The sequence below is a fragment of the Pseudomonas sp. AC070 genome (genome assembly GCF_979258635.1).
In genome coordinates, this window is sequence record NZ_OZ409871.1 from 1,678,044 (window position 1) to 1,704,797 (window position 26,754).

19 protein-coding genes are annotated in these 26,754 nt (G+C 61.6%); 13 read left to right on the top strand and 6 right to left on the bottom strand.

The genetic code is table 11. The annotated features are described in order from the left end of the window. Nucleotides 1-5: 5 nt before the first annotated feature. Entirely contained in the window at nucleotides 6-971 is a 966-nt protein-coding gene (locus tag ACZZ0Q_RS07530) for an alpha/beta hydrolase (RefSeq protein WP_463539514.1), read from the top strand. Nucleotides 972-1,025: 54 nt separating this feature from the next. Here the strand turns inward: ACZZ0Q_RS07530 and ACZZ0Q_RS07535 are convergent, their stop codons facing one another. Further along, nucleotides 1,026-1,475 (bottom strand): winged helix-turn-helix transcriptional regulator, encoded by a 450-nt coding sequence (locus tag ACZZ0Q_RS07535; protein ID WP_463560426.1) that lies wholly within the window; start codon nucleotides 1,473-1,475, stop codon nucleotides 1,026-1,028. A 90-nt stretch (nucleotides 1,476-1,565) separates the two neighbouring features. Here ACZZ0Q_RS07535 and ACZZ0Q_RS07540 point away from each other — a divergent pair, with 90 nt between their 5' ends. After that, the gene (locus ACZZ0Q_RS07540; RefSeq protein ID WP_463539513.1) at nucleotides 1,566-2,768 is read left to right on the top strand and encodes an MFS transporter; all 1,203 of its coding nucleotides are present in this window, start codon (nucleotides 1,566-1,568) and stop codon (nucleotides 2,766-2,768) included. 162 nt (nucleotides 2,769-2,930) lie between these two features. Here the strand turns inward: ACZZ0Q_RS07540 and ACZZ0Q_RS07545 are convergent, their stop codons facing one another. The 3 genes from ACZZ0Q_RS07545 to ACZZ0Q_RS07555 form a co-directional block, all read right to left on the bottom strand. Further along, the gene (locus ACZZ0Q_RS07545) at nucleotides 2,931-3,563 is read right to left on the bottom strand and encodes a TetR/AcrR family transcriptional regulator (protein ID WP_463539512.1); all 633 of its coding nucleotides are present in this window, start codon (nucleotides 3,561-3,563) and stop codon (nucleotides 2,931-2,933) included. 96 nt (nucleotides 3,564-3,659) lie between these two features. Beyond that, the gene (locus ACZZ0Q_RS07550) at nucleotides 3,660-6,758 is read right to left on the bottom strand and encodes an efflux RND transporter permease subunit (protein ID WP_463539511.1); all 3,099 of its coding nucleotides are present in this window, start codon (nucleotides 6,756-6,758) and stop codon (nucleotides 3,660-3,662) included. Then, the gene (locus ACZZ0Q_RS07555; RefSeq protein ID WP_463539510.1) at nucleotides 6,755-7,849 is read right to left on the bottom strand and encodes an efflux RND transporter periplasmic adaptor subunit; all 1,095 of its coding nucleotides are present in this window, start codon (nucleotides 7,847-7,849) and stop codon (nucleotides 6,755-6,757) included. Before ACZZ0Q_RS07555 ends, ACZZ0Q_RS07550 begins: the two co-directional genes overlap by 4 nt. 192 nt (nucleotides 7,850-8,041) lie before the next feature. On the opposite strand from ACZZ0Q_RS07555, the gene ACZZ0Q_RS07560 reads away from it, so the two are divergent. The 3 genes from ACZZ0Q_RS07560 (at nucleotide 8,042) to secF (ending at nucleotide 14,043) form a co-directional block, all read left to right on the top strand. Further along, nucleotides 8,042-9,526 carry an efflux transporter outer membrane subunit gene (locus tag ACZZ0Q_RS07560; RefSeq protein ID WP_463539509.1) on the top strand — a complete coding sequence of 495 codons (1,485 nt, stop codon included), beginning with the start codon at nucleotides 8,042-8,044 and terminating at the stop codon, nucleotides 9,524-9,526. A 785-nt stretch (nucleotides 9,527-10,311) separates the two neighbouring features. Next, nucleotides 10,312-11,586 (top strand): beta-ketoacyl-ACP synthase II, encoded by a 1,275-nt coding sequence (gene fabF / locus ACZZ0Q_RS07565; protein WP_463539508.1) that lies wholly within the window; start codon nucleotides 10,312-10,314, stop codon nucleotides 11,584-11,586. Between the two features lie 195 nt (nucleotides 11,587-11,781). Next, nucleotides 11,782-14,043, top strand: a complete 2,262-nt coding sequence (secF, locus tag ACZZ0Q_RS07570; protein WP_463560428.1) for a protein translocase subunit SecF — start codon at nucleotides 11,782-11,784, stop codon at nucleotides 14,041-14,043. 12 nt (nucleotides 14,044-14,055) lie between these two features. On the opposite strand, the gene ACZZ0Q_RS07575 is transcribed toward secF, so the two are convergent. Further along, nucleotides 14,056-14,400: a Fur family transcriptional regulator gene (locus tag ACZZ0Q_RS07575; protein WP_463560429.1), complete on the bottom strand. Its 345-nt coding sequence runs from the start codon at nucleotides 14,398-14,400 to the stop codon at nucleotides 14,056-14,058. Nucleotides 14,401-14,573: 173 nt separating this feature from the next. Between ACZZ0Q_RS07575 and ACZZ0Q_RS07580 the strand changes: the two genes are divergently transcribed. The 3 genes from ACZZ0Q_RS07580 (at nucleotide 14,574) to ACZZ0Q_RS07590 (ending at nucleotide 18,208) form a co-directional block, all read left to right on the top strand. Further along, entirely contained in the window at nucleotides 14,574-15,239 is a 666-nt protein-coding gene (locus ACZZ0Q_RS07580; RefSeq protein ID WP_463539503.1) for an ABC transporter ATP-binding protein, read from the top strand. Further along, nucleotides 15,236-16,030: an ABC transporter permease gene (locus ACZZ0Q_RS07585; RefSeq protein WP_463539502.1), complete on the top strand. Its 795-nt coding sequence runs from the start codon at nucleotides 15,236-15,238 to the stop codon at nucleotides 16,028-16,030. Before ACZZ0Q_RS07580 ends, ACZZ0Q_RS07585 begins: the two co-directional genes overlap by 4 nt. A 240-nt stretch (nucleotides 16,031-16,270) precedes the next feature. After that, nucleotides 16,271-18,208, top strand: a complete 1,938-nt coding sequence (locus ACZZ0Q_RS07590) for an LTA synthase family protein (protein ID WP_463539501.1) — start codon at nucleotides 16,271-16,273, stop codon at nucleotides 18,206-18,208. A 226-nt stretch (nucleotides 18,209-18,434) separates the two neighbouring features. On the opposite strand, the gene ACZZ0Q_RS07595 is transcribed toward ACZZ0Q_RS07590, so the two are convergent. Continuing rightward, on the bottom strand, nucleotides 18,435-19,076 hold the full coding sequence (locus tag ACZZ0Q_RS07595; protein WP_463539500.1) for an HD domain-containing protein: 642 nt from the start codon (nucleotides 19,074-19,076) through the stop codon (nucleotides 18,435-18,437). Nucleotides 19,077-19,190: 114 nt separating this feature from the next. Here ACZZ0Q_RS07595 and ACZZ0Q_RS07600 point away from each other — a divergent pair, with 114 nt between their 5' ends. From ACZZ0Q_RS07600 to ACZZ0Q_RS07620, 5 genes are all read left to right on the top strand, one after another. Beyond that, on the top strand, nucleotides 19,191-20,159 hold the full coding sequence (locus ACZZ0Q_RS07600; RefSeq protein ID WP_463539499.1) for a GlxA family transcriptional regulator: 969 nt from the start codon (nucleotides 19,191-19,193) through the stop codon (nucleotides 20,157-20,159). Nucleotides 20,160-20,222: 63 nt separating this feature from the next. Continuing rightward, nucleotides 20,223-21,416 carry a GAF domain-containing sensor histidine kinase gene (locus ACZZ0Q_RS07605; protein WP_463539498.1) on the top strand — a complete coding sequence of 398 codons (1,194 nt, stop codon included), beginning with the start codon at nucleotides 20,223-20,225 and terminating at the stop codon, nucleotides 21,414-21,416. Nucleotides 21,417-21,629: 213 nt separating this feature from the next. After that, nucleotides 21,630-22,346, top strand: a complete 717-nt coding sequence (locus ACZZ0Q_RS07610) for an SOS response-associated peptidase (RefSeq protein ID WP_463539497.1) — start codon at nucleotides 21,630-21,632, stop codon at nucleotides 22,344-22,346. A 143-nt stretch (nucleotides 22,347-22,489) separates the two neighbouring features. Next, the gene (locus ACZZ0Q_RS07615; RefSeq protein WP_463539496.1) at nucleotides 22,490-25,933 is read left to right on the top strand and encodes a PAS domain S-box protein; all 3,444 of its coding nucleotides are present in this window, start codon (nucleotides 22,490-22,492) and stop codon (nucleotides 25,931-25,933) included. A gap of 161 nt (nucleotides 25,934-26,094) precedes the next feature. After that, the gene (locus ACZZ0Q_RS07620) at nucleotides 26,095-26,556 is read left to right on the top strand and encodes a hypothetical protein (RefSeq protein ID WP_463560431.1); all 462 of its coding nucleotides are present in this window, start codon (nucleotides 26,095-26,097) and stop codon (nucleotides 26,554-26,556) included. The last annotated feature ends 198 nt before the right edge of the window (nucleotides 26,557-26,754 follow it).

Sequence of the window (26,754 nt, forward strand, 5' to 3'; positions counted from 1 at the left end):
AACCGATGGCGTTAACCGAACAGCGCTGGCCAGCGGATGCACCCGAGCTGGCAGACATTCAGCGCTTCAACTCCAAACTGAAATGGATGCCGCGCTTTCGCATCCGCAATCGCATTGCCCCCACATTGCTGCAAGCGCTGTTGCGGGTCGGCCAGGTCGGCGGCGGTGCGAAATTGGCGCGTCATGGGCTGAGCGTGCATACGCGTTACGTCACCACGCCGGAAGGTCGGGTGCCGTTGCGTATTGTTCAGCCCAAAGGCCCGGTCAAAGGCGTGGTGCTGGATTTTCACGGCGGCGGCTGGGTGATCGGCAACGCGCAAATGAACGACCACCTGAATGCTGCCATGGTGCGCGACTGCGACGTCGCCGTGGTGTCGGTGGATTATCGGCTGGCTACATCAACGCCTATTCAAGGTTTACTGGCCGACTGCCTGGCAGCCGCGCGCTGGCTACTGAGTGACCAGACGGCGCTGTTCAAAGGCTTGCCGGTGATTGTGGTGGGCGAGTCGGCCGGCGGGCATCTGGCGGCAGCGACGTTGCTGGGACTGAAAGCCTGGCCCGAGTTACTGCAGCGAATAAAAGGCGCGGTGTTGTACTACGGCGTCTACGACCTGACCGGAACTGCCAGTGTTCGCAGCGCCGGCCGCGACACCTTGGTGCTCGACGGCCCCGGCATGGTCGATGCGCTGCGCCTGCTGACGCCGGGCCTTACCGACGAACAACGCCGGCAGCCGCCGTTATCGCCGCTGTATGCCGACCTCAGCGGCTTGCCGCCAGCGCTGAGGTTTGCCGGCGAACTGGACCCGCTGCGCGACGACACCTTTGAAATGGCCAAACGCTGGGGCGAGGTCGCTGACGTGGAAGCCAATCTGTTGCCAGAAGGGCCCCATGGCGTGGTTCAGTTTCCAACAGTGATGGGCAAACGCGTCACGGCCTATGCCAGAAGCTGGATCAACCAACGGCTGGCCTAGCGCCCACACTCTTTGTAGGAGCCAGCAAGCTGGCTCTTACGAAAAGCGTCGGCCTTAATCGGTCACTTTGACCACCTTGGTATCGCTCGGCGCAACGGGCGCGCCGTTCAATGTGGTCGGTATCAGCGGTGCCAGCGTCTGGCCGCTGGCTTTGTCGATCAACTGCGAATGCACTTCGCCCTCGCCAAACAAATGCGCTTCCCCCCATTGGCGTAACGCCACCACCACGGCGAACAGTCGTTCGCCCCGTTCGGTCAGTACATATTCCTGGTAGGCGCTGCCCTCGTTGACTGGGCGGGTGGTCAGCACCTCGGCTTGCACCAACAGGCGCAAACGGTCGGCCAAGATGTTTTTCGCCACGCCCAGGCTGCGCTGGAAATCGCTGAAGCGATGCTTACCGTCGAAGGCGTCGCGCACGATCAATAACGACCAGCGATCGCCCATTACCTCCACCGCTCGGGCGACAGGGCAGTGTTCAGCAGGTAGGGGTGCGTCTGTCGGCATGGTGTGCTCTTCAAGGGGGAATCTGGTTGCACTTTAAAACCACTGCGCCTAGGCTTCAAATGGTTTTAATTTGAAACCAGGTGGGCGGGCATGACTTCAGCAGGTTCTTCTTCGTTGTCTTTGACGGACGACAGCGCGGCCAGCACGCCGCGCGCGGTGGTGGCGCTGTTCGCGGCTGCCAGCGGACTCAGTGTGGCCAATGTGTATTTCGCCCAGCCGTTGCTGGACGCGCTCGCTGCGGACTTTTCCATCAGCCACGCCACGGTCGGCGGGGTGATTACCGCCACGCAAATTGGCTGCGCGTTAGCGCTGTTGCTGTTGGTGCCGTTGGGCGACCGCATGGACCGGCGCCGGCTGATGCTCCTGCAGTTAGTCGCGCTGGTGCTGGCGCTTATCGCGGTCGCCCTGGCGAACGGCACGCCGCTGTTGCTGGGCGCCATGTTGGCCATCGGCCTGCTGGGCACCGCCATGACCCAGGGCCTGATCGCGCTGGCAGCGAGTACCGCCAGCGCCAATGAGCAGGGGCGGGTGGTGGGCGCGGCCCAAGGTGGCGTGTTTGTTGGCCTGTTGCTGGCGCGGGTGTATGCCGGGGCAGTCAGTGACTTGGCCGGCTGGCGCTGGGTGTACGGCCTGTCGGCGGGGCTGATGCTGCTCATGGCCGCGGCACTCTGGCGCTATCTGCCGTTAACCCGCCGCACGCCGGTCACGCTGAGCTACCGGCAGTTGCTCGGCTCGATGCTCACCCTGTTGCGCCATGACCGCGTGCTGCAAACGCGCGGCATGCTGGCGTTGTTTATGTTCGCCGCTTTTAGCGTGTTTTGGAGCGCCCTGGTGCTGCCGCTGAGCGCGCCGCCCTATGGATTTTCCCACACGGCCATTGGCGCGTTTGGGCTGGTCGGTGCGGTGGGGGCGTTGGCGGCGTTTCGCGCGGGCGCCTGGGCGGATCGCGGCTTCGCCCAGCGCACCACGTTTGCCGCGTTGCTGGCGTTGCTGCTGGCGTGGTGGCCGCTGTCGATGCTCGAAACGTCGCTGTGGGCGCTGATGCTCGGCATCGTGCTGCTTGACTTGGGCGGGCAAGCGCTGCACGTGACTAACCAGAGCCTGATCTTGCGCAACCGCCCGCAGGCGCCCGGTCGGCTGATTGGTGTGTACATGCTGTTTTATGCGGTGGGCAGTGGTGTGGGGGCGTTGGCTACTACGTTGGTGTACGCGAGCGCTGGGTGGCAGGGCGTGTGCTGGTTGGGGGCGGGGATTAGTGCGCTGGCGATGGGATTTTGGTTGGCGACGCGTTGATGAGCGGACATTTCGTTGCGCCCGACCCTCTCCCCCAGCCCCTCTCCCGCAAGCGGGCGAGGGGAGACCAGCGGCGCTCGGCTTCCTTGGGTCGAAGTGCGATCGGCTCCCTCTCCCGCTTGCGGGAGAGGGCTGGGGAGAGGGCTAGTTTTTAACCGGCGCTCAGGGCGCCAAGCTGCGCAGCATCAGATTGGTCGCCGCGTTCACGCCTTTCTCCAGCTCTTCCCACGAGCGGTGGCTCAGGCAATGGGCGTTGGTGTACGGCATGATCATCTCGGCCAGGCCGTCGGTGACTTCATCCAGCGGCGTTTTCTTTTCGAATTCACCGGCTTTGCGGCCGTCGTCAGCCAGGCGTTCGAGAATCGCGTAGAGCTGCGCCTGGTGGCCGGCGGCGGTGCACCAGTCGCCGTTAATGGCTTCCACCACCACTTCATTTACGCGGCGCTCGACCACCAGCAAGTCGTAGCTGAATTTCAGCGCGCTTTTCATAAACAGGCGCAGGCGTCGGGTGGCGGATAGGTCCTGGTCGGCAATGGCGCGCAATTTGTCGCCCATCTTTTCCAGCGTGTGCGCGCAGATGGCTTCGCCGATGGCTTGTTTGGATTCGAAGAAGCGGTAGATGTACGCCGTGGAAATGCCCATGGCTTTACCAATGTCGGCCACCGAGGTTTTGCGGTAGCCGAATTCGCGAAACAAGCCTTCCGCCACGGTGATGATCTGCACGCGGCGATCATGCTCCGCCGGGCCGCGTTGGCCGGAGGTGGGGAGGGCGCTGGTGTCGAGTTCGCTGTGCATAGGCCTGGTAACTGAATAGGGGAGCCGGTGGCAGGTGGGCGATTCTAACGCAAACCGGCCAGCGGGCGCCGCGTCGGCAGCGCCCGCTTAATGCGCTCAGGTAATTGCAGGTTGCGCCACCGACGTTGCCGGCGCGTCGGCCGACGGCGGTTTGACCTTGAACCAAATGGCGTACAACGCCGGCAAAAACAGCAGCGTCAGCACCGTGCCGATGGCCGTGCCGCCAATCAACGTGTAGGCCATCGAGCCCCAGAACACCGAGAACGTCAGCGGAATAAACGCCAGCACGGCGGCCAGCGCGGTCAGCAGCACCGGCCGTGCGCGCTGCACCGTGGCTTCGACGGCGGCGTGGTACGGATCGAGCCCCTCTGCCTGATTGGTGTGAATCTGGCCGATCAGAATCAGTGTGTTGCGCATCAGAATGCCGGACAGGCCAATCAACCCGAGAATCGCGTTAAAGCCAAACGGCTGGTTGAACAGCAGCAACACCGGCACCGTGCCGACCAGGCCCAGCGGCGCGGTAAGCACCACCATGGTCATGGCCGCAAAGCTGCGCACCTGAATCATGATCACCACCAGGGTGAACAGCAGCATGATCGGGAAAATCGGCGCCAGGGCGTTGTTGGCCTTTAAGGATTCTTCAACGTTGCCGCCCATTTGAATCTGATAGCCCAGGGGCAGGGCGTCGATCACCGGCTTCAGTTCGGCCAGCACTTGCATGGACACCTGCGGCGGCTGCATCTGCTCGTTGATGTCGCCGCGCACGGTGATGGTCGGCATGCGGTTGCGGCGTTTCAGAATCGGGTCTTCGGCGCGCACTTCAACATGGCCAATCTGGCGGATCGGCACGCGCTGGCCGGTGCGGCTGGTCAGCGTCATGTCTTCCATGCGCGTCGGGTCCAGGCGTTCTTCATCGCCGGTGCGAGCCATTACCTCCACGGTACGAATGTCTTCACGCACTTGCGTCACGGCGGTGCCGGTCAGCAGAAACTGCAACTGCTGCGCGGCTTCGGCGGAGGTCAGGCCCATGACCTGCAAGCGGTCTTGGTCGAGCACGAAATGCAGGGTCGGTTGTTTTTCCGACCAGTCGGTATTCACCTGGCGCATGTTCGGGTTTTTGCGCATCACCTCGGCCACTTGCTGGGCGACGCCGCGCAGGGTGTCGGCGTCTGGGCCCATCACACGGAACTCCACGGGGAAACGCGTGTACGGGCCGAACACCAATTGCGTAACGCGCACCCGCGCTTCGGGCGCCAACTGGTTTTCCACCGCCACCCGCATGCGCTGCTTGAGCACGTCGCGGGCAGTTTGGTCATCGGTCAGCACAATGATTTTGGCGAACGAGGGGTCGGGCAGCTCCGGGTTATAGGAGAGGAAAAACCGTGGCGCGCCCTGGCCGATGTAGCTGGTGACAATCTTGGCTTCCGGCTGGCCCTTGAGCCATGCCTCGACCTTTTGCGTGGCCGCGCTGGTGGCGTTGATCGAGCTGCCTTCGGGCAGTTGCACTTCAATCAGCAACTCGGGGCGGTCGGAACTGGGGAAGAACTGTTGTTTCACCGCGCCCATGCCCACCACGGCCAGGGCGAACAGCCCGAGCACAGCGCCGGCCACCAGGTACTTGTGGCGGATGGCGGCGCTGATCAACCGGCGCAGGCGCTGGAAGTTCGGCGTGGCATAAATTGCAGCGTGGCCGCCTTCAACTTTCTTGATGTCGGGTAGCAGCTTCACGCCCAGGTATGGCGTGAAAAACACCGCCACCACCCAGGAAATAATCAGCGCAAACCCGACGATCCAGAAAATATTGCCGGCGTACTCGCCTGCGGTAGAGCGCGCAAAGCCCACCGGCATCAGGCCGATCACGGTCACCAGCGTACCGGCGAGCATCGGCGCCGCGGTGTGGCTCCAGGCATAGGAGGCCGCTGCCGCCCGTGAATAGCCTTCCTCCAGTTTCACCACCATGATTTCGATGGCAATGATCGCGTCGTCCACTAAAAGGCCGAGGCCGAGAATCAGAGCGCCCAAGGTGATGCGGTCGAACACCCGGTCGGTGGCCAGCATCACGATCAACACGGCGGCCAGCGTCAACGGCACGGCGGCCGCCACCACAATGCCGACCCGCCAACCGAGGCTGAGCAGGCTGACGATCATCACCACGGCAAGCGCGACGACGAACTTGATCATGAATTCGTCAACCGACTCGGTGATATTCACTGCCTGGTCCGTCACCTTGGTAAAGCTGATGCCTTGCGCCAGGTTGGCAGAAATTTTCTGCTCCTCGGCCTTCAGCGATTTGCCCAGGTCGAGGCCGTTCCAGCCCTCCTTCATCACTACGCTGAGCACCAAGGCGTCTTCGTCGTTGTGGCGGATTAAAAAGGTGGCCGGGTCTTCGTAACCGCGCTTCACCTCGGCCACGTCGCTGAGCTTGAGCGTGCGGCCTTGGGAGGCGGCGATGGGCGTGTTGCGGATTTTTTCCAGATCATCGAAGGCGCCGTCCAGACGCACAAACACTTGCGGGCCTTTGGCTTCAATGGAGCCGGCCGGGGTGATCGCGTTCTGGTTGTGCAACTGGTCGAAAATCGCCTGCGGGCTCACGCCCAGGGTGGTCAGGCGTGCATAGGAGAACTCAACGAAAATTCGCTCTGGCCGCTCGCCCAGAATGTCGACTTTCTTCACCCCCGGCACTTGCAGCACCTGCTGGCGAATGTCCTCGGCCTGGCGCGCCAGAAAGCGCTGCGGCAGGCCATGGGCTTTCAGCGCATACAGGGCAAACGACACGTCGGAATATTCGTCATTCACAAATGGCCCGAGCACGCCTTGGGGCAACTTGCGGGTTTCGTCGAAGAGCTTTTTGCGTGCCTGATAAAACTGATCGGGCACCGCAGCAGGCGGCGTGGTGTCGAGCAACGTCAGGGTCATCAGCGCCAGGCCGGGGCGAGTGATGGTTTCCACGCGGTCGTACCACTTGAGTTCTTGCAGGCGCTTTTCCAGCGGTTCGGCCACCAGATTCTGCATGTCTTGCGCGGTGGCGCCGGGCCACACGGCGGTCACGGTCATCACCTTGACGGTAAAGGCCGGGTCTTCGGCGCGGCCCAGTTTCATAAAGGCAATCAGCCCGGCGAGGGTGACGGCAATAATCAGGAACAGCGTGACCGAGCGCTCGCGTACCGCCAGCGCGGAAAGGTTGAAAGCACTCATGGCGTCACCGCCAGCGCATTACCCAGGCGCACTTTCTGATTGCCATGCAGCAAGTGCGTGCCTAGTGCCACCACGGTTTCGCCGGCTTTCAGTTCGCCGCTGATGCGCGCGGTTTCAAGCCCCAGCCCGATCACGCTAACGGCCCGTGCCTGCAACGTCAGCGCCACGGGGTCGACCACCCACACGCTGTACGCGCCGCCGTCATTGCGCAGCGCGCTGAGGGGCACGGTCAGTGCCGCTGAAGTGTTCGCCGGGTCGCCGCGCAAGGTGATTTTGATAGTGGCGCCCAGCGGTGCGTTGTTCAGCGTGTCGTCCAATACATAGCGGGCCGCGAAGGTTCGGGTGACGGGGTTGGCCGCTTCCGACAGCTCGCGCAACGTGGCGCTGGCGGGTTGGCCTTGGCTGCCATACAGCTGCGCGTCGGCGCGAGATTGCAGGGCGGGGCGCAGGGTTTCCGGCAGTTCGATGGCGGCCTCGCGGGCACCGTCTTTAGCCAGTTGCACCACCGTTTGCCCAGCCGTTACCACTTGCCCGGGTTCGGCAGCGGTGTTGACCACCAAGCCATCCACATCGGCCTTGAGCTCGGCGTAGTGGCTGGCGTTAGCAGCAACATCGGCCTGCGCTTGCGCGGCGTCCACCTGCGCCTTGGCACTGTTCAGCGCGGCTACCGACTGGTCGTAACTCATCGCCGAAATCGCCCCCGCCGTCACCAGCGTGCGCAACCGCGCTTCATCCGCTTGCGCCTGCACAAAGCGCGCTTTGGCGGCGGCCACCGCGCCTTTCTGGTTGGTGATGGCAAGGTCCAGATCAACCGGGTCGATCTTCATCAGCGTCTGCCCCTTGCGCACCCGCTGGCCCACATCCACCAGGCGCTGAACCACCTTGCCCGACACGCGAAACCCCAAATCGCTTTGCACCCGCGCAGCAACCACACCGGTAAAGGTTTGGCTGCGCGAAGTGTCGGGCCGCACCAGCGCCGTGCTCACCAACGGGTCGGCCACGCGTGGATCGCTTTGCGGCGGCTGGCCGCAGCCAGATAACACCAGCGCGCTGGCAGCGAGAGAGAGAAGGGCAGCGGGACGTATCGACATGACGAGCTCCGGAAAATTCAGGCTCGCATTATTCGTGGTTGTTTACGGTATTGTAAATGCGTAACTCGATTGCTTTTCGTTGATGTCGAAAATCAGCTATTTTGATGGGGTATGCATTGGCATAACCGTTTTTGCGGGTTACTGTTTTGCAAGTTAGTAAACAAAAAGCCGAACGCGACCACAGGAATCACCATGCCGCCCTTTGCCCTGCGCCCCCTCTGGATGGCGCGTCTGTTGCCCGTTTTTTTGCTAGCCGGTTGTGCTGTTGGGCCCGATTACCACGCGCCGTCAGCCCCGGCGCCGGCGCCGTTTCGCAACCAGGCCCTGCTCGACCAACGCTCCGCGGCCGGCCAGGCGGCAGACATGACGCAGTGGTGGACAGGCTTCGCCGATGACGGGCTGGTGACCTTGGTCAATCAGGTGCTGGCGCAAAACCTCGACCTCGCGCAAGCCGTGGCCCGCGTCTCGCAAGCCAGCGCTCTGAACCTGTCGGCCCGTTCCGCCCTGTTGCCCTCCGGTGACCTGAACGCACAAGCCAGCCGCGCCCATCAATCCCTCGAAGACCCCATGGGCCGGCTCGCCAGCTCGACGCCCGGCTATGACCGCAACGCCAGCCTGTACCAAGTGGGCGTGGGCGCCAGCTGGGAAGTTGACGTGTTTGGCGGCCTGCGCCGACAGCTGGAAGCGGCCGATGCCCAGCAGCAAGCCAGCGTGGCGCAAGCGGCGGCAGTGCGTTTGATGGTCACCTCGTCGGCCGCGCGCGGCTACATCCAACTGCGCGCCCTGCAAGCGCGGCAAGCCGTCGTGGAAAACCGCGTTCGCACCCAAAGCGAGCTGGTCAAACTCATGCAACTGCAATACGCCAAAGGCGTAATCGCCAACCTGCAACTCAAACAGGCCGAAGGCGTGCTGGCCACGGTATCGGCGCAAGTGCCGCCGCTGCGCAGCGCCATTGAAAGCACCCTTAACTCGCTGGAAGTATTGAGCGGCGTCGCGCCCGGCAGTTTGCACAGCACGCTTGCCGTGGCTGCCGCTATTCCGACCGCACCCGGCATCGACACGGCGGGCGGACAAACCCAGATGCTGCGCCGTCGCCCCGACGTGATCGCCGCCGAACGCACCCTGGCCGCCTCCAACGCCCGCATTGGCGCCGCCGTAGCCGACTACTACCCCTCGTTCTCCCTGGGCGCCTTGCTCGGCTCGGCCACCACCGTCAGCGGCAACCTGCTCTCCAGCGACGCCAACCTGGCCCAAGGCGTGCTCGGCTTGCGCTGGCGCCTGTTCGACTTTGGCCGCGTGCGCGCGGAAGTCGACTACGCCAAAGGCCGCGACGCCGAAGCATTGGCCGCCTACCAACAGACCCTGCTGCAAGCCACCGCCGACGTCGAAACCGCCATGACCCAACTGGTGCAAAGCGAACAACAAACCGCGCTGCTCGAAGGCGGCGTACGCGCCCTGACCGACGCCCGCAGCGCCGCGTATACCGCCTACCAACAAGGCAGCGTCAGCTTCCTCGAAGCCCTCGACGCCGACGACCGCCTGCAACAAGCCCAGGAACAGCACCTGCTTGCTCGGGCCGCGGCCGCGAGTGCGGCGGTGGACTGTTTTAACGCGTTGGGAGGGGGATGGAATACGCCGGGGGAAGTGGCAGTTAGTGATCAAAAGCATCGCGGCTGAAGCCGCTCCCACAGAGGCCAACGCCGTCCCTGTGGGAGCGGCTTTAGCCGCGATGCTTGTGACCTTGATCTACCGCTTTTGATTTACCGCTTGTGATCTACCGCTCTTGATCTACCCGCCCCATTCATCGCAGGCCGAATGGAGTCGACGTGTAGGGGGTTGAGCGGCCGGGAGCCGCGAAAGGCGTGTCGGGCCAAGGATGGCCCTTATCGCGGGGACGCCTAGTCCGGCCCCCGGAGCGGCGACGGAATGAGGGGACCTGGAGCGCAGCGGAAGGCCAAGGTAGGGGCAAGCGTTTTTGCTTACTTTTTCATGGTCCGGCATACCGGCGACTGGAAAAAGTGAGTCGCGCGTAAGGCGCGAAACAAAACGTTCAGCGCCCGCGGTAATGAATACGTTAGGCCAATTCAGCCGTACGACGGAAGATTCTGGATCCCGAATCGTCGGACCGCCGCCTGCGCGAGGATGACGGGGGGGGTGGTTGCGATGCGCGTAAGGCGCGAAAGCCAACGCTCAGCACGCGCGGTAATGAATACGTTAGGCCAATTCAGCCGTACGACTGGAAATTCTGGATCCCGAATCGTCGGACCGCCGCGTTCGCGAGGATGACGGGGGGGTGGTTGAAATGCGCGTTAGGCGCGAAAGCCAACGTTCAGCGCACGCGGTAATAAATACGAGCGGCCACTTCAGCCGAACGACTCGAAATTCTGGACCGCCGCCTGCGCGGAAATGACGGTCGATCACTGATCGGCTGGTGACGAAACACCAAACAAAGGAACCCCGTTATGCCCCACACCCGCATCGTCATCACCGGCATGGGCCTCGTCTCGCCATTGGGCGTCGGCATTGAACCCGTCTGGCAGCGCCTGCTCGCCGGCCGCTCCGGCATTCGCGCCTTGCCGGCCGAAACGGTCGACGACATCACCTGCAAAATCGCCGGCACCGTGCCGACTCTGGAAGAAGACCCCGAAGCCGGCTTCGACCCCAACGCCTTTATCCCGGCCAAAGAACAGAAAAAGATGGACCGCTTTATCATGTTCGCCCTGGCCGCCGCCCAGCAGGCATTGGCGCAAGCCGGCTGGCAGCCGAGCACCGACGCCCAGCGCGAACGAACGGCAACCATCATCGCCACCGGCGTCGGTGGCTTTGGCGCCATTGCCGATGCCGTGCGCACCACCGACAGCAAAGGCCCACGGCGTTTGTCGCCGTTCACCATTCCCTCATTTCTCGCCAACCTCGCGGCCGGCCATGTGTCGATTCAGTACGGCTTGCGCGGCCCCATCGGAGCGCCAGTCACGGCGTGCGCTGCTAGCGTTCAGGCGATTGGTGATGCCGCGCGGTTGATCCGCAGCGGCGAAGCGGACATCGCTGTTTGCGGCGGCGCCGAGGCGTCCATCGACCGCGTCAGCCTCGCCGGCTTTGCGGCGGCGCGGGCGATGTCCAGTGCGTACAACGACACGCCAGCCAAAGCCTCGCGCCCCTTCGACACAGCCCGCGATGGTTTTGTCATGGGCGAGGGTGCCGGTTTGCTGGTGATCGAGTCGCTGGAACATGCGCAAGCGCGCGGCGCCACGGTGATTGCCGAGCTGGCGGGCTATGGCACCAGTGCCGACGCCTATCACCTGACCGCCGGCCCCGAAGACGGCAACGGCGCGCGCCGGGCCATGCAGCAGGCCATCGCCCAAGCGGGCATTACGCCAAGCCAGATTCAGCATTTGAATGCCCACGCCACGTCGACGCAGGTGGGCGACAAAGGGGAGTTGGCCGCCATCAAAGCGGTATTCGGAGAGGAGTCGGGCGTGGCGGTCACGTCGACCAAATCGGCCACCGGCCACTTGTTGGGCGCGGCCGGTGGCCTTGAAGCGATCTTCACCATCCTCGCCATCCGCGATCAGTTGGTGCCCGCCACGCTCAATTTCAGCGACCCGGACGAGGCCGTCGGCGGGCTGCACATCGTGCATGGCGGCGCGCGAGAAATGCCCATTGAGTACGCGCTGTCCAACGGCTTCGGTTTTGGCGGCGTGAACGCCAGCGTCTTGTTCAAACGCTGGGCGGGGTAACCGCAACCGCAGCCTGCCGTGAGCGGCTGCGCCATTTGCTTTGGCGAACGCCTGAATGCTGCTGTGCCGACTACTCGATTTTTCATCGTTGAACGCTTTGACGAGGGGTTCACATTTGCAGCTCTAGACTGCCGGTCAATTGCGTCGCGGCTCTTTGGGGAGCAATGGTGACGGCGCAGCAGCCTGGGTTCGCTTATGTCCATTCACAAACGTCGTTTCAGCTTTGTCGTGCTTGCCGGCCTTCTGGTTTGTTTGATGGCTGGCTCCTTTGTTCCTCTGGCGTCCAAGGTGCGCTTCGGCTTGGAGTTTCGAGGAGGTTACGAGATTTATTACGTGGTCGGTCCTGCGGCAGGACACGCTGAGCTAGCCCAGAGCGACGTGCTGCAAACCGTAAATATTCTGCAAAAGCGCGCTGACAGCATTGGCATCTCCGAGCCGGATATCCGCTTGGAGGGCACCAACCACATTCGCGTCAAACTGGCGGGGCTTACGTCGGCGCAAGAGACACGATCACTGTTAGGCAGTGCCCAAGGACTGCCCACGCAACTGACCGAAAAATACACGCAGACGGTCGGCAGCGTACTGGGAAAGACCGCGTTAGCCGAAACAGTGCAGGCCGGTTTAATAGGCATCGCGTGTATTTTTCTGTTGCTGATTGGCGTGTACCGCGTTGCCGGTTTGATCGCAGCCTTTTGCACAGTCATGTATCTCTGGCTGCTGCTCATTGTATTCACCATCAGCGGCGCCACGTTGTCGCTTTCGGCGGTGGTGGCGTTCGTATTGGGGCTAGGAATGGCTGCGGACGCCAGCATTATTTGCTTCGAGCGGCTACGTGAAGAAATCGCCCTTGGCCGCCCGTTGCGCGATGCCGTGAGCAACGGTTTCTCCGGCTCTTTCGCCACCATTCGGGACGCCAACCTGGTGACCGCTTTGGCAATGATCGCCTTGTTTGTCGCCGGTATCGGCCCGATCCAGGGTTTTGCGTTGACGATGTTGGTGAGCATCGTAATTAGTATCGGCACCAACTTTTTTCTTGCCCGCGGGCTGATGCTGCTGCTTGTCGATACACAGTGGGTCACGTCCAGCCTGGTCACTTGCGGCGGCCAAAAAGCACCGTCAACGTGCACGGTATTTAACGTGGTGGGCCTGGGCAAGGCGGTGATTTTCACCTCGCTGTTGGTCATCGTCGCGGGCTCGCTTTACTACCGTGCCCATGGGCTCAACCTGGACATCGACTTCACTGCTGGTACCGCGCTGGATATCGATGTTGATCGCGCAATAACCCAGGATGACGCTACGCAAACCATGGCTGATGCCGGAACAGTGCCTGCCACAGTGGCCGTGGGCGGGGAAAAAAATACCCACGTTGCGGTGCGCTTTGACGAGATTCTGAAGCCTGAAGAACTGAGCCAAATCGTCCGTGCCTTTGAGGCTAAATATGCGTCCGTCGAGTATGAGGAGAACACCGCGGATCCGTCTGTTGCCCATGATTTCGCCAGACGTGCGATCTACGCAGTGCTCGCTGCATTCGCCAGCATTGCGCTGTTTATAGGGCTGCGTTTTTCAGGGTCGATTGCGCTGGCAACCGTTCTCGCAATCGTGCAAGACATTCTGTTCGTCTCGGCCATCTTCGCGTTGTTCAAGTTCGAGATTGATGTCACCTATATCGCCGCGCTGCTGACCATCATCGGCTACTCGCTGAACGACAAAATCGTCATATTCGGGCGAATCGTTGAAAACCAGGAAGGCGCGCCATCCAATGAGTCTCACTCATTGGCTGCCTTGATCAACCTGAGCATCCGCCAAACGTTAGGGCGCTCGTTGTACACCGTGCTTACGGTGGTAATGGCGTCTGCCAGCCTGTACCTGTTTGCGTGCGAGCCGTTACAAATGTTCGCCCTGGCGCTGGTTCTTGGGCTGCTGTCAGGGGCCGCCTCGTCGATTTTTATGTCCACCGCCATCTGGCTGACGCTGCAGCAACGCAAACGTGCTGCGCTCATGCCCGAGGAGGACCGCGCAAAGCTAAGGGCAAAGCCGTTTCTGGCGAGTGTGCTTATGCTGGGCGTTCTGGGCGTGGGGGGTTGGTTTTGGGTGCCCAGCCAACAGGCGGCCCCTGCCGTAGCGATAGGCTCGTTGGGTGAACTTGGCAGTTTCCGCCAGATTGCCGTGGACACCCTCGCCATGGTTGAACGGGGTGATATGAAGGGTGCACGCGCGCGCATTAGAGATTTGGAAACTGCCTGGGACCGCGCTGAAGAAACATTGCAGCCGCGCGCGCCGTCGGACTGGACAGCTGTCGATAAAGCGATTGACCGGGCGCTCTCGCAGTTGCGCTCGGCAACGCCAGAGCCCGAAGGTTGCGTGCTGGCGTTGCAGACGCTGCTGGCAAAAATTGACAGTAAGCAAGGTTTCTCGCCGCCCGTGGCTGCGAACCCCCATGCACGCGGCGACCCTTAGGGCCTCGACTGTTCAGCTGCGTAATGCATGAACCACTTCAGGGGCCAAGCAATAGCAGTCCCGGCCTAGCGATTGCACCATTCCTTTTCGCTTCAAACGGCGCAGCACGTCTCGCACACTGGCAATGCACAACGGCTCTGCGGCCAGACGAAGACGCTGATGCAAGTGCCTGGCTGAAATGCCAGGTGTCTGCAGATCGGCTTCGCCGGCGAGAAACAGAGTTGCCATGACTTTAAGACGAGGCATAGATGAACGCATGCCGGCTTGTTGAATCAGCTCGCGTAACACACGCTTGTTCGGCGTGGGCTCGGGGTGAAGTGTTTCGCTTGCAAGGCGAGGTGGTAAAACTGCCAGCATTTTTTTTCTCCAAGTCTGTCCGCAATATGCTCGCCGATTGCAGCTCGCTACCGCGTTCGGTCATTTGAGCGTTTCACAGAGGGAATGAAAAAATTGTCGCAGCGACACAACCTCGTACCCGCAGAACGAAGCGACTTCGGCGTCGATACGTTATGCAGCTAAGCCCTGAGCTGATGATTGAGACCAAGGCGCTGACGCGAACCGATGAGCGTCAGTGTCGCTTGCTGGGGCCAACTGATTTCAGGCTTTACGGTGCAGACCAACTGTCACTCACGGGCGCCTCAGGATCCGGCAAAAGCGTGTTCCTGCGGGCGCTTGCGCGTTTGGACGCGGCGAGCAGCGGGGAGCTGTTGTGGCGCAACCAACCGGTGGCCAATGCGCAGGTTCCAAGCTATCGCAGCCAGGTTTGCTACCTCGCGCAGCGGCCAACGCTGGGAAACGGTACGGTGCGCGACAGCCTGCGTTTCCCGTTTTCGCTCAAGTCGCTGAGCCACCTGCACTTCGATTTGGCCCGTGCCACCGCCTGGCTTTGCGCTGCTGGAAAGGATGCGGCTTTTCTGTCCCGAACCGCTGCCGAGCTATCCGCAGGCGAGGCACAGATTGTGGCGCTGGTCAGAACACTTCAGCTGCAGCCAGTGGTATTGCTGCTGGACGAACCCACTGCGTCGCTCGACGCCGAATCTGCTCAAGCGATTGAGGCATTGATACGACAATGGTTCGATGCGGCCCCTGCGAGCCGCGCTTACATTTGGGTGTCCCATGACCCTGCGCAAGCAAAGCGGATGAGCAACCGCCAGCTGACGATGTCTGGCGGCGTGCTCGGCGAACGGCCCGTATGAACTACGAAACACTCTCCACCGTGGACATAGCAATTGCCGCTTCGTTGGTACTGGTCAACGGTGCGATTTCGGCCGTATTGAGGTTAGGCCTTGAGCGCCAGCTGGTATGGGCCTCAGTTCGTACCGTGGTGCAATTGCTGATTCTTGGCCACTTGCTTGGGTGGATTTTCCAGTTTGCGTTTTGGTATGTGGTGCTGCCGGTAATGTGCCTTATGACGTTGATCGCAGGCTTTTCGGCGGCAGGGCGAGGCGCCTATACCTACGCCGGCCAGCACCTCGATAGCCTCGTTTCAATCTCCGTCAGCGCCTGGCTGGTGGCGGCTGTCGGCGTGTTGGCGGTGGTAGGCGCTGAGCCTTGGTACGCGCCGCACTATGCGATCCCGATACTGGGCATGATCCTGGGTAATACGCTGACCGCCGTCAGTTTGGGCGTCGAGCGAATGGTTCACGAATTGAGTGCCGAACGCGGCCGCGTGGAGACGATATTGGCCTTGGGTGGTTCTCGCTGGGAGGCGGCCCAAGCCGTGATTCGCTCGGCAGTCAGGGCGGGCATGATACCCACGCTCAATCAAATGTCTGTGGTGGGCATTGTGAGTCTTCCTGGAATGATGACCGGTCAGGTGTTGGCCGGTCAGAGTCCGACAGAAGCGGTTCGTTACCAGATCGTCATCATGTTTTTGATTGCTGCCGCCTCCGCCCTAGGCACTGTAATAGCGGTGCTCCTCACCTATTGCCGACTGTTCTCGGCGGACCATCGTTTTCTACGCGGCGCGCTAAAACGTCGTCGCTAGATGTCGACCCCCTCTGTTGGGCTATAGCGCCAAAGCCAAAAAATCTGCTACCCGAACGAGCTGAAAACGCGGGGGATTGTGAGGCGCTTTAAGCGCCTTTTTTTGACGAAATTTTGTCATTCGCAAGGATAAATTCTCCCGCCCTTGGCAAACGCGGCTTAACTGAGCTCAGTGACCAGGATATTAGCCCCCTCACACTGCATCACACGTCACTGGCGGGGGCGCCCAAAAGGACTTCGTATGCGTTTAGCTGCTTGCGCCCCATTGCGTTTTTTATCCCTGCTCTCAAGCCTCTGGCTGCTGGTTTTCTTTCTTACCCGTCTTACGCTGCTTATCGCCCACCATTCGGAGGCGGGCTCAGCGTTTCTTTCTATTTTTTCCGTCGGCTTTTTGTACGACCTCAGTTTTCTGGTGTATGCCTTGCTGCCGCTTGGTGTGTACGTTCTGCTGTGCCCGCCAGCGCTGTGGCGCACCCGCGGGCATCGCTGGCTGATGGAGGCGTTGCTGGCTGTCAGCGTGTTTTTGATGCTGTTTACCGCTACGGCCGAATGGCTGTTTTGGGACGAGTTCGGGGTGCGCTTCAACTTTATTGCGGTCGACTATCTGGTGTATTCCGATGAAGTGCTGAACAACCTGTTGGAGTCTTACCCCATCGGTAAATTGCTCAGCGGGTTAGCGGTCATTGCGCTGGTGTCTTGCGTGGTGCTGCACAAACCGCTGAGGCGAATTCTGGCAGCGCCACTGCCTTCGTGGCGCCATCGGTTGCTGCACATTGCCGCGCTGTGTGTTGTTGCTGCTGGCGTACTGCTCATGGTCGATCAAGACACACCGCGAGAGCAGGGCGGAAATACCTACCAGCATGAACTGGCCAGCAATGGGCCCTATCAGTTCTTCGCGGCCTTTAGAAACAACGAGCTCGACTACCCGCAGTTTTACGCCACGCTACCCAACGATGAGGTGGCGCAATTGCTGCGCGCAGAGCTCGGCCAAGAAGGTGTGCAGTTTGTGGGCAAGGAGGCAATCGACATTCGCCGAACGATCAACGCGACGGGTAATCACCAGCCCCACAACATCATTTTGGTAACCATCGAGAGCCTCAGCGCTAAGTACTTGGGTAGTAACGGCCATGCCGGCGGCCTGACACCCAACCTTGATCTGTTGCGCAAGCAAAGCCTGTACTTCAACAACTTTTATGCCACCGGCACCCGTACTGACCGAGGGCTGGAAGCCATTACGCTGTCGGTTCCACCCACACCAGGCCGTTCTATTGTCAAGCGCGTGGGGCGCGAATCCGGGTTCGCCAGCTTGGGTCAGCAACTCAAGCAGGTCGGCTATGACAGCGTGTTCGTGTACGGCGGCCGCGGTTACTTCGACAACATGAACGCCTTCTTCGGCGGCAATGGGTACCGCGTGGTGGACCAAAGCAGCGTTGATGAAGCGGATATCCACTTCAAAAATGCCTGGGGCATGGCCGATGAAGATCTGTACCGGCAAACGCTGAAACTGGCCGACGAAGACTTCGCCCAGCACAAGCCGTTTCTGCTGCAATTGATGACCACCTCGAACCATCGGCCATACACCTATCCTGACGGCAAAATCGATATTGCATCCGGAGACGGTCGTGACGGCGCGGTCAAATACACCGACTACGCGATCGGCCAATTCCTGCAACTAGCCCGTTCCAAGCCTTGGTTCGATAACACCATTTTTGTATTCGTTGCCGACCACACCGCTGGCAGTGCGGGCAAGGAAGACTTGCCGATACGCAACTACCACATTCCGTTGTTTATTTATGCGCCCAAGCTTGTGCCAGCCCGCGAGGAGAGCCAACTGGCCAGCCAGATCGACCTCGCACCCACGCTACTGGGACTGTTGAATATGGGCTACGAGTCGACGTTCTTCGGTCGTAACCTGCTCCAACCTGCTGTGCTGCCGCCCAGGGTATTGGTGGGCAACTACCAGCACCTCGGGCTGTTTGATGGCAAGGATTTAGCCATCCTTAGTCCACGCGCTGCGCTGCGCCGGCACGTGGATGCGTTGGGTGAAAGTGTCGAGGTTGCGGCCAATGTGCAAGACCCGGTGGTGGCCCGAGCAGTCGCTTACTACCAAGGCGCGAGCTATGGCTTTTCTCATCATTTGCTCGACTGGCGAGGCGGCGGCCCGCAGTCCGACCACTAACGTAAGCACCCGGTGATTTGCTTATCGCCACCTCGATTCAGACACACTGTGTCGTGCCGCGTGCGGTCGCTTTCTGGTGCTAGATATGAGCCATGGGCGCCGCCAGGTCCTCAGGTTGCGGTTGTGCCATGGCGCCTTGCGAGCCGCCGCGCAAGGTGTGGATTCGGGGCAGCTCAGGCGGCTCGGTGTTGTGTTGCAACAAGCGGCCAATTGCACAAGCCGACCCTCAACTGGCCCACTGCGAGGTGCGGATTACCTCGCAGAAGTTGCCGGCGGTAAAGCGCGGGTCTTTGTCGGCCAGCACGTCGGCTTTGACGTTGCCGAACGTGCTGTCGGGCTTGTGTTTAATGCCGTCGTAGAACGCTTGAATGATGTCCTCCTTAAACTGCGCGCCGCGCGGGTGTAGGCGGGTGATCGCCTCGCGTTCTTCGGCACTGTAGTTGGGGTACGTCAGGCCCAGCACATCCATTTCCACGCCAGCGGTTACCAGCGCAACCACCGGGTGCATGTGTTGGGGAATGCCCGGCGTGGTGTGCAGCGCGATGGAGGTCCACACCGTGTCGATGTCGGGTTGGGCGATGCCACGTTGCTGTAAAAAGTCGCGCGCGGCATTGGCGCCATCCACCTCGAAGCGCTCGCAGGCGCTGCTGTGCTGGTGGGTCAGGCCCATGTCGTGAAACATGCAACCGCAGTAGAGCAGCTCGGGGTCGAATTTCAGGCCCATGCGCTGACCGGCCAGCGCGGCGAAATAGAACACGCGGCTGGAGTGGTGAAACAGCAAAGGCGAGGCGGTATCGCGTACGCATTCGGTGATTTGCCGCGCCAGTTGGCTGTCGGGGATGGTGATGCCGGCAATGTTCGGGTTCATGACACGCTCCAGAGAAGAGTAGGGGGCGTTGTCAGTTTCATGATCGGCGGCTATGGCATCAAACGGCGTGTAGCGTCATATACTGCCATTTCGCGTGATACCGAGACGTGCACCATGCCTGCATCGAAAAACACTAAAACCATCGCCATTCTTGCCTTGCCGGGTATGCAGTTGCTCGACGTTTCCGGCCCACTTGACGTGTTCGCCCAGGCCAATCTGGAAACCGGGCGCGAGGTGTATGCGCTTCGCGTGGTGGCGTGCGAGGCGGGGCCCATTAGCAGTTCATCCGGCGCGCGGCTCTTGCCCGACGCCGTGGTGGGCGAGCCGCTGGGTGCGCTCGATACCTTTATCGTGGCCGGCGCGCCGCATGCCGCGAGCCTGCATTACAAGCCCGAACTGCTCGCCTGGATTCAGCACAGCGCGCGGCAGGCACGGCGTTTTGGTTCGGTGTGCACAGGGGCGTTTGCGCTGGCCGCCGCCGGCTTGCTCGATGGCCGGCGCATTACCACGCACTGGGCGTCTGTCGATGTTATGCGGGCCCAGTACCCGCGCGTGACCGTTGAGGCGGATGCCCTGCATGTGCGTCACGGCAAGTTGCGCACTTCGGCCGGCGTGACAGCGGGCCTGGACCTGGCCTTGAGCCTGGTGGAGGAAGACCTGGGGCGAGACGTGGCCATGGCCGTGGCCGCGCAATTGGTGATGTTTTTCAAGCGGCCGGGCGGCCAGTTGCAGTTCAGCCGCCGGGGCGAGGCGGGGCCATCCGGGCGCTCGGCGTTGCAGGAAGTGCAGCGCTGGGTCGCCGCTCATCCGGCGTTGGCGCACTCGGTCGAAAGCCTGGCGGCCCATGCCGGGCTGAGTGCGCGCCATTTTGCCCGGCTGTTTCACGCCGAAGTTGGCGTTACGCCGGCCGCCTGGGTTGAAGCCACGCGCATTGCTGCAGCCCGCGCCCTGCTTGAAAACGGTGGCGATGCGCCGAAGCAGGTGGCGGCCAAATGTGGCTTTGCCAATGTGGATACCTTGCGCCGCGCGTTCGTCAAACACGTGGGTGTAACGCCAGCCGATTACCGTCGGCGCTACGGCTGAGCGGTGCTTCGAGCGCTCCGGTTGGCGTGATAATCTCGCGCCTCGCATACCGAGGCTCAGCCAGTGATCAACCCCGAATACGCCGCCTCCGTCGAGGCCATCGCCCAGATTGAGGCGGTGCCGCTGATCCTCAAAATGGTCAAAAACCTCACCGGCATGCGCTTCGCCGCCGTGGCGCGGGTGACGGAGAAATACTGGGTAGCCTGCGCCGTCGACGACTCGATTGAGTTCGGCTTGCAGCCTGGCGGCGAGCTGGTGCTGGACTCGACGATTTGCCACGAGATTCGCGGCCACCGCAACCCGGTGGTGTTTGGTCACGCCAGCGTCCACCCCGAATACGCCACCCATCACACGCCGCTGCTGTATGGCCTGGAAAGCTACATTTCCATTCCCATCATCACCGCCAATGGCGACTTTTTCGGCACTTTGTGCGCGATTGATTCGGTGCCCGCCAACCTCGACGACCCGACCATCGTGCAGACGCTGACCCTATTCGCCCAGCTCATCGCCATGAACCTCGACACCCAGGGCCAGCTCAGCGCCTCGCGGGCCGACCTGGCCGAAGCGAACAACACCAGCCGCCTGCGCGAGCAATTTATCGCCGTGCTTGGCCATGACTTGCGCACGCCGTTAAGCGCCATTCGCATGAGCGCCGACCTGATGGACAGCAAACCCACCGACGCGCGCTCGTCGCGATTGATCGCCGCCATCCGCAACAGCTCGGTGCGCATGGGCCACTTGATTGAAAACGTGTTGGACTTCGCCCGAGGCCGGCTGGGCGACGGCATACCGGTGCACCGGACCGTCGTGGACGATCTTGAGCACACCCTGCGACTCACGCTCGACGAAATTTGCGCCTCGTACCCCGACGCCACCCTCGTTCGCCACATGACCCTGCCGGCAGGCGTGTATTGCGACCCGCTGCGCCTGAGCCAGCTGCTGTCGAACCTGGTCGGCAACGCCGTCACCCACGGTTCCATCACAGAGCCGATCACCATCAACGCCTACGCCGAGGGCCCGGAAATCGTCCTCTCGGTCACCAACCAGGGCACACCGATTCCGCCCGAACTGATGCCGCTGCTGTTCAAACCCTTCACCCGCTCCGAAGGCGGCGCCCGGGGCGAAGGCTTGGGATTGGGCTTGTACATCGCCTCGGAAATTGCCCTCGGGCACAACGGTAGTTTGAGTGTGGCATCTACGGCGCAAGAGGGGACGTGCTTTGTGGCGCGGTTTCCGGCGCAGGTTCGCTGGGCCTAAAGGGTTCGCGGAACTCCCTTAAAAGCATCGCGGCTAATCGGGATGCCGCCCAGCCGTTCCCACAGGTCGTGCTGACCGGAGGAGCGGCTGGGCGGCATTCCGATTGGCTGCGATGCTTTCTACACTAATGCGACGGTCGCCCCCCGTCGCTTTTACGCACCCTTGGCGCGCTGGCCGGTCTGACCTTTATGGCAACCAGCAGGATCAACTGACATGTGCGGCCGCTACGCGAAAGAACAAGACCTCAACCGCTGGCGTGACGTGCTGGCGATCATGCAGCCCATCGACGACCGCACCGATCCCGCAGCGGGCTCGCGCTACAACATCGCACCCACCCAGCGCGCGCCGATCATCTACAACACCGGCGATGGCCTGGCGGTCGAGAACGTTCGTTGGGGCTACGCGCCGCAGTGGGCGAAGGGGAAAATGCCGCGGGCGATCAATGCCCGGGTCGAAACATTGGCCACCGGTAAATTCTTCCGTGGCATCTGGACGCAGCGCGCCCTGGCGCTGGCGGATGGCTGGTATGAATGGGTCAAACACCCGGACGATGCCAAGCTGAAGCAGCCGTATTTCATCAAGGCCCGGGACGCTTCACCGCTGTTCTTTGCCTCGTTGTGCCACGTGACTAAAGGCCTGGAACAGGGCGAAGACGATGGCTTCACTATCGTCACCGGCGCCGCCGACGCAGGGCTGCTCGACATCCACGACCGACGCCCCGTGGTGCTGCCGCCAGACCTCGCGGCCGAATGGCTCAACGCCGAAACCGATCCGGTTCGAGCGCTGATCATCGCCGCTGAGCACGGGCTGGGTGCCGAGGCTTTTACTTGGTATCCCGTGCCTAAGGCGGTCGGCAATCCGCGTAACGAGGGGGCTGAGTTGATACAGCGCATCAATGACCCGGTGGTTACCGTGGCTGGGCCGATTTAGCCGCGATGTTCAACGTGTGAATGACGCCCTGAGCGCTTTTCTGCGAAACTGATTCCAGGTCCTGCCCGGCTGGGGAAGGGCCTGTTCTGCAGACGTTTGCAGTCTGCGGAAAAGACTTCTGCAGCGTTTTTAGGGAGATCGGTTTGCCTTCTGTTCCGGTAGATACAGACAGCGATGAGCGCTTGTCGCATGTGCTGAACGCCAGTGAGCGGCTGGTAATGGCCGGCACGGTGGACGAGGTGGTGGACGTGCTGCGCGACACCGCGCGAGCTACCGTCGGCGCACAAGGCATTACCGTGGTTATCGCTGACGACGGCTTCTGTTCGTATGTAGCCGAAGACGCAGTGGCTGAGCTGTGGCAAGGCCAGAGCTTTCCCGCAGACCACTGCATTTCAGGCTGGGCCATGCGTCACGGTGAGACGGTGGTCATCCCTGACATCCGTCTGGACTCGCGCATTCCGCAAGAAGCCTACGCGCGGACTTTCGTTCGCAGCCTGGTGATGGTGCCGATCGGTAGGCCGGCGGCGGTTGCGGCGCTCGGTGCGTACTGGTCCGAGGTTCACACCCCGGACAACGCCACGATCCAGCGCCTGGAAAGTCTGGCGCGGCTTGCCACCATCGCCATTGAAAATGCGCGGCTCACCCAAGCACGCAACCGTGCAGCTGAACAAAGAGCTGCGCAGAACCGCATTCTGGAAGTGGCGGTAGAGGAACATTCACTTCACGTTGCACTGGACGCCATGGTCCGCGAGGTTGAGGTGTTGTCGCCGTCGGGGTTTGTCGGCGCCATTTTGCTCTTCGACGAGGACGGCGCGCAGGTGCAGCACTGCGCCGCGCCTAGCTTGCCACCTGCGTGCGCCGACGCCGCCGCCATGCTCATACGCTCTGACGCCGATGCTGCGCACGCCCCGTTATGGTCGGGATTCCAGACGCTGGCCGGCGAACAGGGGCTGAACCTGTGCTGGTCCACCTCAATTTGTTCGGCGCAGGGCGGTGTGCTCGGCACGTTCGTATTGCTTCACCCGGAACCCCGCAAGCCGCTGCCAGCGGACACCGAAATCGTTGACTTCGTTGTGCAAACAATCGGCCTGATCGTGCACCGGGCTCGCGCGCAAGCCGCGATTCGGATCAGCGAGGCGCGCTACCGCCAGATTGTCGAGGGCGCCGAGGATTTCGCCATCATCACCTTTGATGCCCAAGGCACGGTCACCAGCTGGAACATCGGCGCGCAGCGGATCGTCGGCTATAACGGGCAGGAGGTGTTGGGCTGCGCGGGGGATCTGTTCTATACGGCCTCCGATCGGGCCGCGGGTGTGTTTTACGGCGAGCTTGAACTTGCTCAGCATCAGGGGCGCGCCATTAACGAGCGCTGGCATGTGCGCAAAAACGGCACGCGCTTCTGGGGTTCCGGGCTGATGATGCCGCTTGCCATGGATCATGGCGGTTTCGTGAAAATTTTCCGCGACCGTACCGTCGAGCACGAAGCGGACGCGGCCCTGCAAGAGAGCGCGGCGCGCTTGCGGTTTCTCGATGAACTCGACAACCAACTGTTCAACATTCGCCAAGCCGAAGACGCGATGCTCGCCGCGACCAGCCTGCTGGGGCGCAGGCTTAACGTGTCGCGCTGCGCCTATGCCGATGTGGATGCCGACCAGGACCGCTTCTGGATTCGCAGCGACTACACCGCGCCAAACATCGACAGCTCGGTCGGTGCGTATAGCCTCGATCTCTTCGGCTCACGGGCGGCGGCGGATATGCGCACCGGCCGCACGCTGGTGGTCCACCACGTTACTGCCGAGTTGGCAGCCGAAGATGGACGCGAGACGTTTCAAGCCATCGGCATCGACGCCATCATCTGCTGCCCACTGGTCAAAGACGGCCGGCTCACAGCCATGATGGCGGTGCATCACAACCAGCCACGAGAATGGACCCCGGCTGAAATTTCTCTGATTCGTGAAGTGGTGGAACGCTGCTGGGCGCATGTTGAACGAGTCGGCGCGGAGATGCGCCTGCGCGAGAGTGAGGAGCGCTTGCGCCTGGCCGTCGACCATGCCGAGGTGGGCTTCTGGGACGTGGATAATGTTCAAAACGCGCTCATCTGGCCGGCGCGCACCAAGGCGATATTTGGTATTTCACCGGACGTGCCCGTAACGATTGACGACTTTTACGACGGCCTGCACCCCGACGATCGACAAGCCACCATCGAGGCCTTCGCCGCCGCCGCCGACCCTGAGCTGCGCGCGCTGTATGACGTCGACTACCGTACGGTCGGCAGAGAGGATGGCGTTATTCGCTGGGTAGCGGCCAAGGGCCGGGGCGTGTTCGATGCCGCCGGGCGCTGCTTGCGAGTGACCGGAACGGCAGTCGACATCACCGCGCGCAAAGCGGCGGAAGAGCAACTGCGCGAACTCAATGCCAACCTAGAAAGCAGAATCGCCCGGGCCGTTGCCGAGCGCGAAGAAGTGCAAGCGGCGCTGCGTCAGAGCCAAAAAATGGAAGCCATGGGGCAGCTTACCGGCGGCGTTGCCCACGACTTTAACAACCTGCTCACCCCAATCGTTGGCACCCTCGACTTGCTGCAACGCAGGGGCGTAGGCGGCGAGCGCGAACAGCGGCTGATCAGCGGCGCCATGCAATCGGCCGACCGTGCCAAAACCCTGGTGCACCGGCTGCTGGCATTCGCCCGACGTCAGCCACTGCAAGCGGTTCCGGTCGACGTGGTGAAGCTGGTGAACGACATGGGCGAACTGATCGCCAGCACCAGCGGGCCGCAGATAAAAGTGGTGGTCGATGCGGCGGACAATCTTCCTGCCGCGATGGCCGATCCTAACCAACTCGAAATGGCGCTACTGACCCTCTCCGTCAACGCGCGTGACGCCATGCCCGAGGGCGGCATTCTGCGCATATCCGCTCGCGTGGAGTGGGTGAGCGCAGGTCACAGCTCCGGTCTGGAACCGGGCGACTACCTTTGCCTGTGCGTGACAGACACGGGTGTAGGCATGGATGCGGCAACGCTTGCGCGTGCGGTTGAACCGTTCTTTTCCACCAAGGGCATCGGCAAAGGCACTGGCCTCGGGCTTTCGATGGTTCATGGCTTGGCATCGCAGCTGGACGGCGCGCTGACCATTCAGAGCGTGCCCGGATCAGGCACGACCGTAGAGCTTTGGCTGCCCCGCAGCTCCGCAGCGCCGGCCACCGCAGCCCCCGTTTTTCTGGCACCAGAGCCGCTATCCGCACGCGGTGTGGCGCTGCTTGTCGACGATGAGGAACTGGTTCGCACCAGTACCGCCTACATGCTGACTGAGCTGGGCTATTGCGTGATCGAAGCCGGATCAGGCGAGGAAGCGTTACGCCTGTTGGACACCGGGCAGCAATTTGATTTGCTCGTCACCGACCACTTGATGCCCGGCATCAGCGGCACTGATTTAGCCAGACGCGTGAGCACCTCCAGACCCGGCACTGCCATCCTGCTGGTCTCCGGCTATGCCGAACTGGACGAACTCGACCCGAGCCTCGCGCGGCTCGCCAAACCGTTCCGTAAGGTAGAGCTTGAAATCGCGTTATCGGCGCTCGGTAATGGGGCTTGAGAGGCGTGGCGGGGAGGGTGCGCACGCAGCTACTTTCATTAGCGTTGCGAGGTTTGCGACGGGAATAGAGTGGACAGGAGCTGTTGGGGACTGGCAGTAGAGCCCGTGTTTGGGATGGCGGGCCGGTAGATGGGTAATACACAGCTCAAAAGGGAATGAAGATGGGCGTTAGGGAAGATCTGGTCTTTTCATCGGTTTTGGTCGCGCTGGTACTCGCTTACGCGGCGAGTGCTGGCAACGCACTGTACCTAGGTTATTGGTACGTCTTGGGCGTACCCATCATGATGCTGATTCCTGGCTTGATACTTCGAGCGCGCGCCCTGTTTCTAACCGGAACGACTGCCGCCGTGGTCGGCACGCTGGTGATCTACATGGCCCTCATATCAAACGCGGGCCGCGAAGGCGGCCTCATGGGGCTGGGACATTTGTTCTCCGTTCCAGGCATGCTCGTTGGCGCAACAGTATCGGCGTGGTTGCTGAAGTTTCGTTTAAAAGCGAGCTTGCCGTGGATTGTTGCGGGTATTGCGTTTCTTAGCGTCGGCTTCGGGTTCTTGATTTGCCAAGTCATTGTTTGCAACACCGTTATGTTTTGTGGCGCGCTGTCTCTTCCGATGGGGGGATAGGATGCAAACAAAAGGAACAGACTTATTAAATAGCTCTAAGTAGAGTCGTTTAATAAATCACTCCCCTTTGTCGCTCTATTATTTATCAGTTGTTGAGCGACTGATTGGGGTGGACCTCGAAGATACTATTGCTGAAGAACTGGTTGACCGAGGCAAAAAGTTGGCTGAGAGCGTCGCTGAAGGCGCCGGCATGTGCAC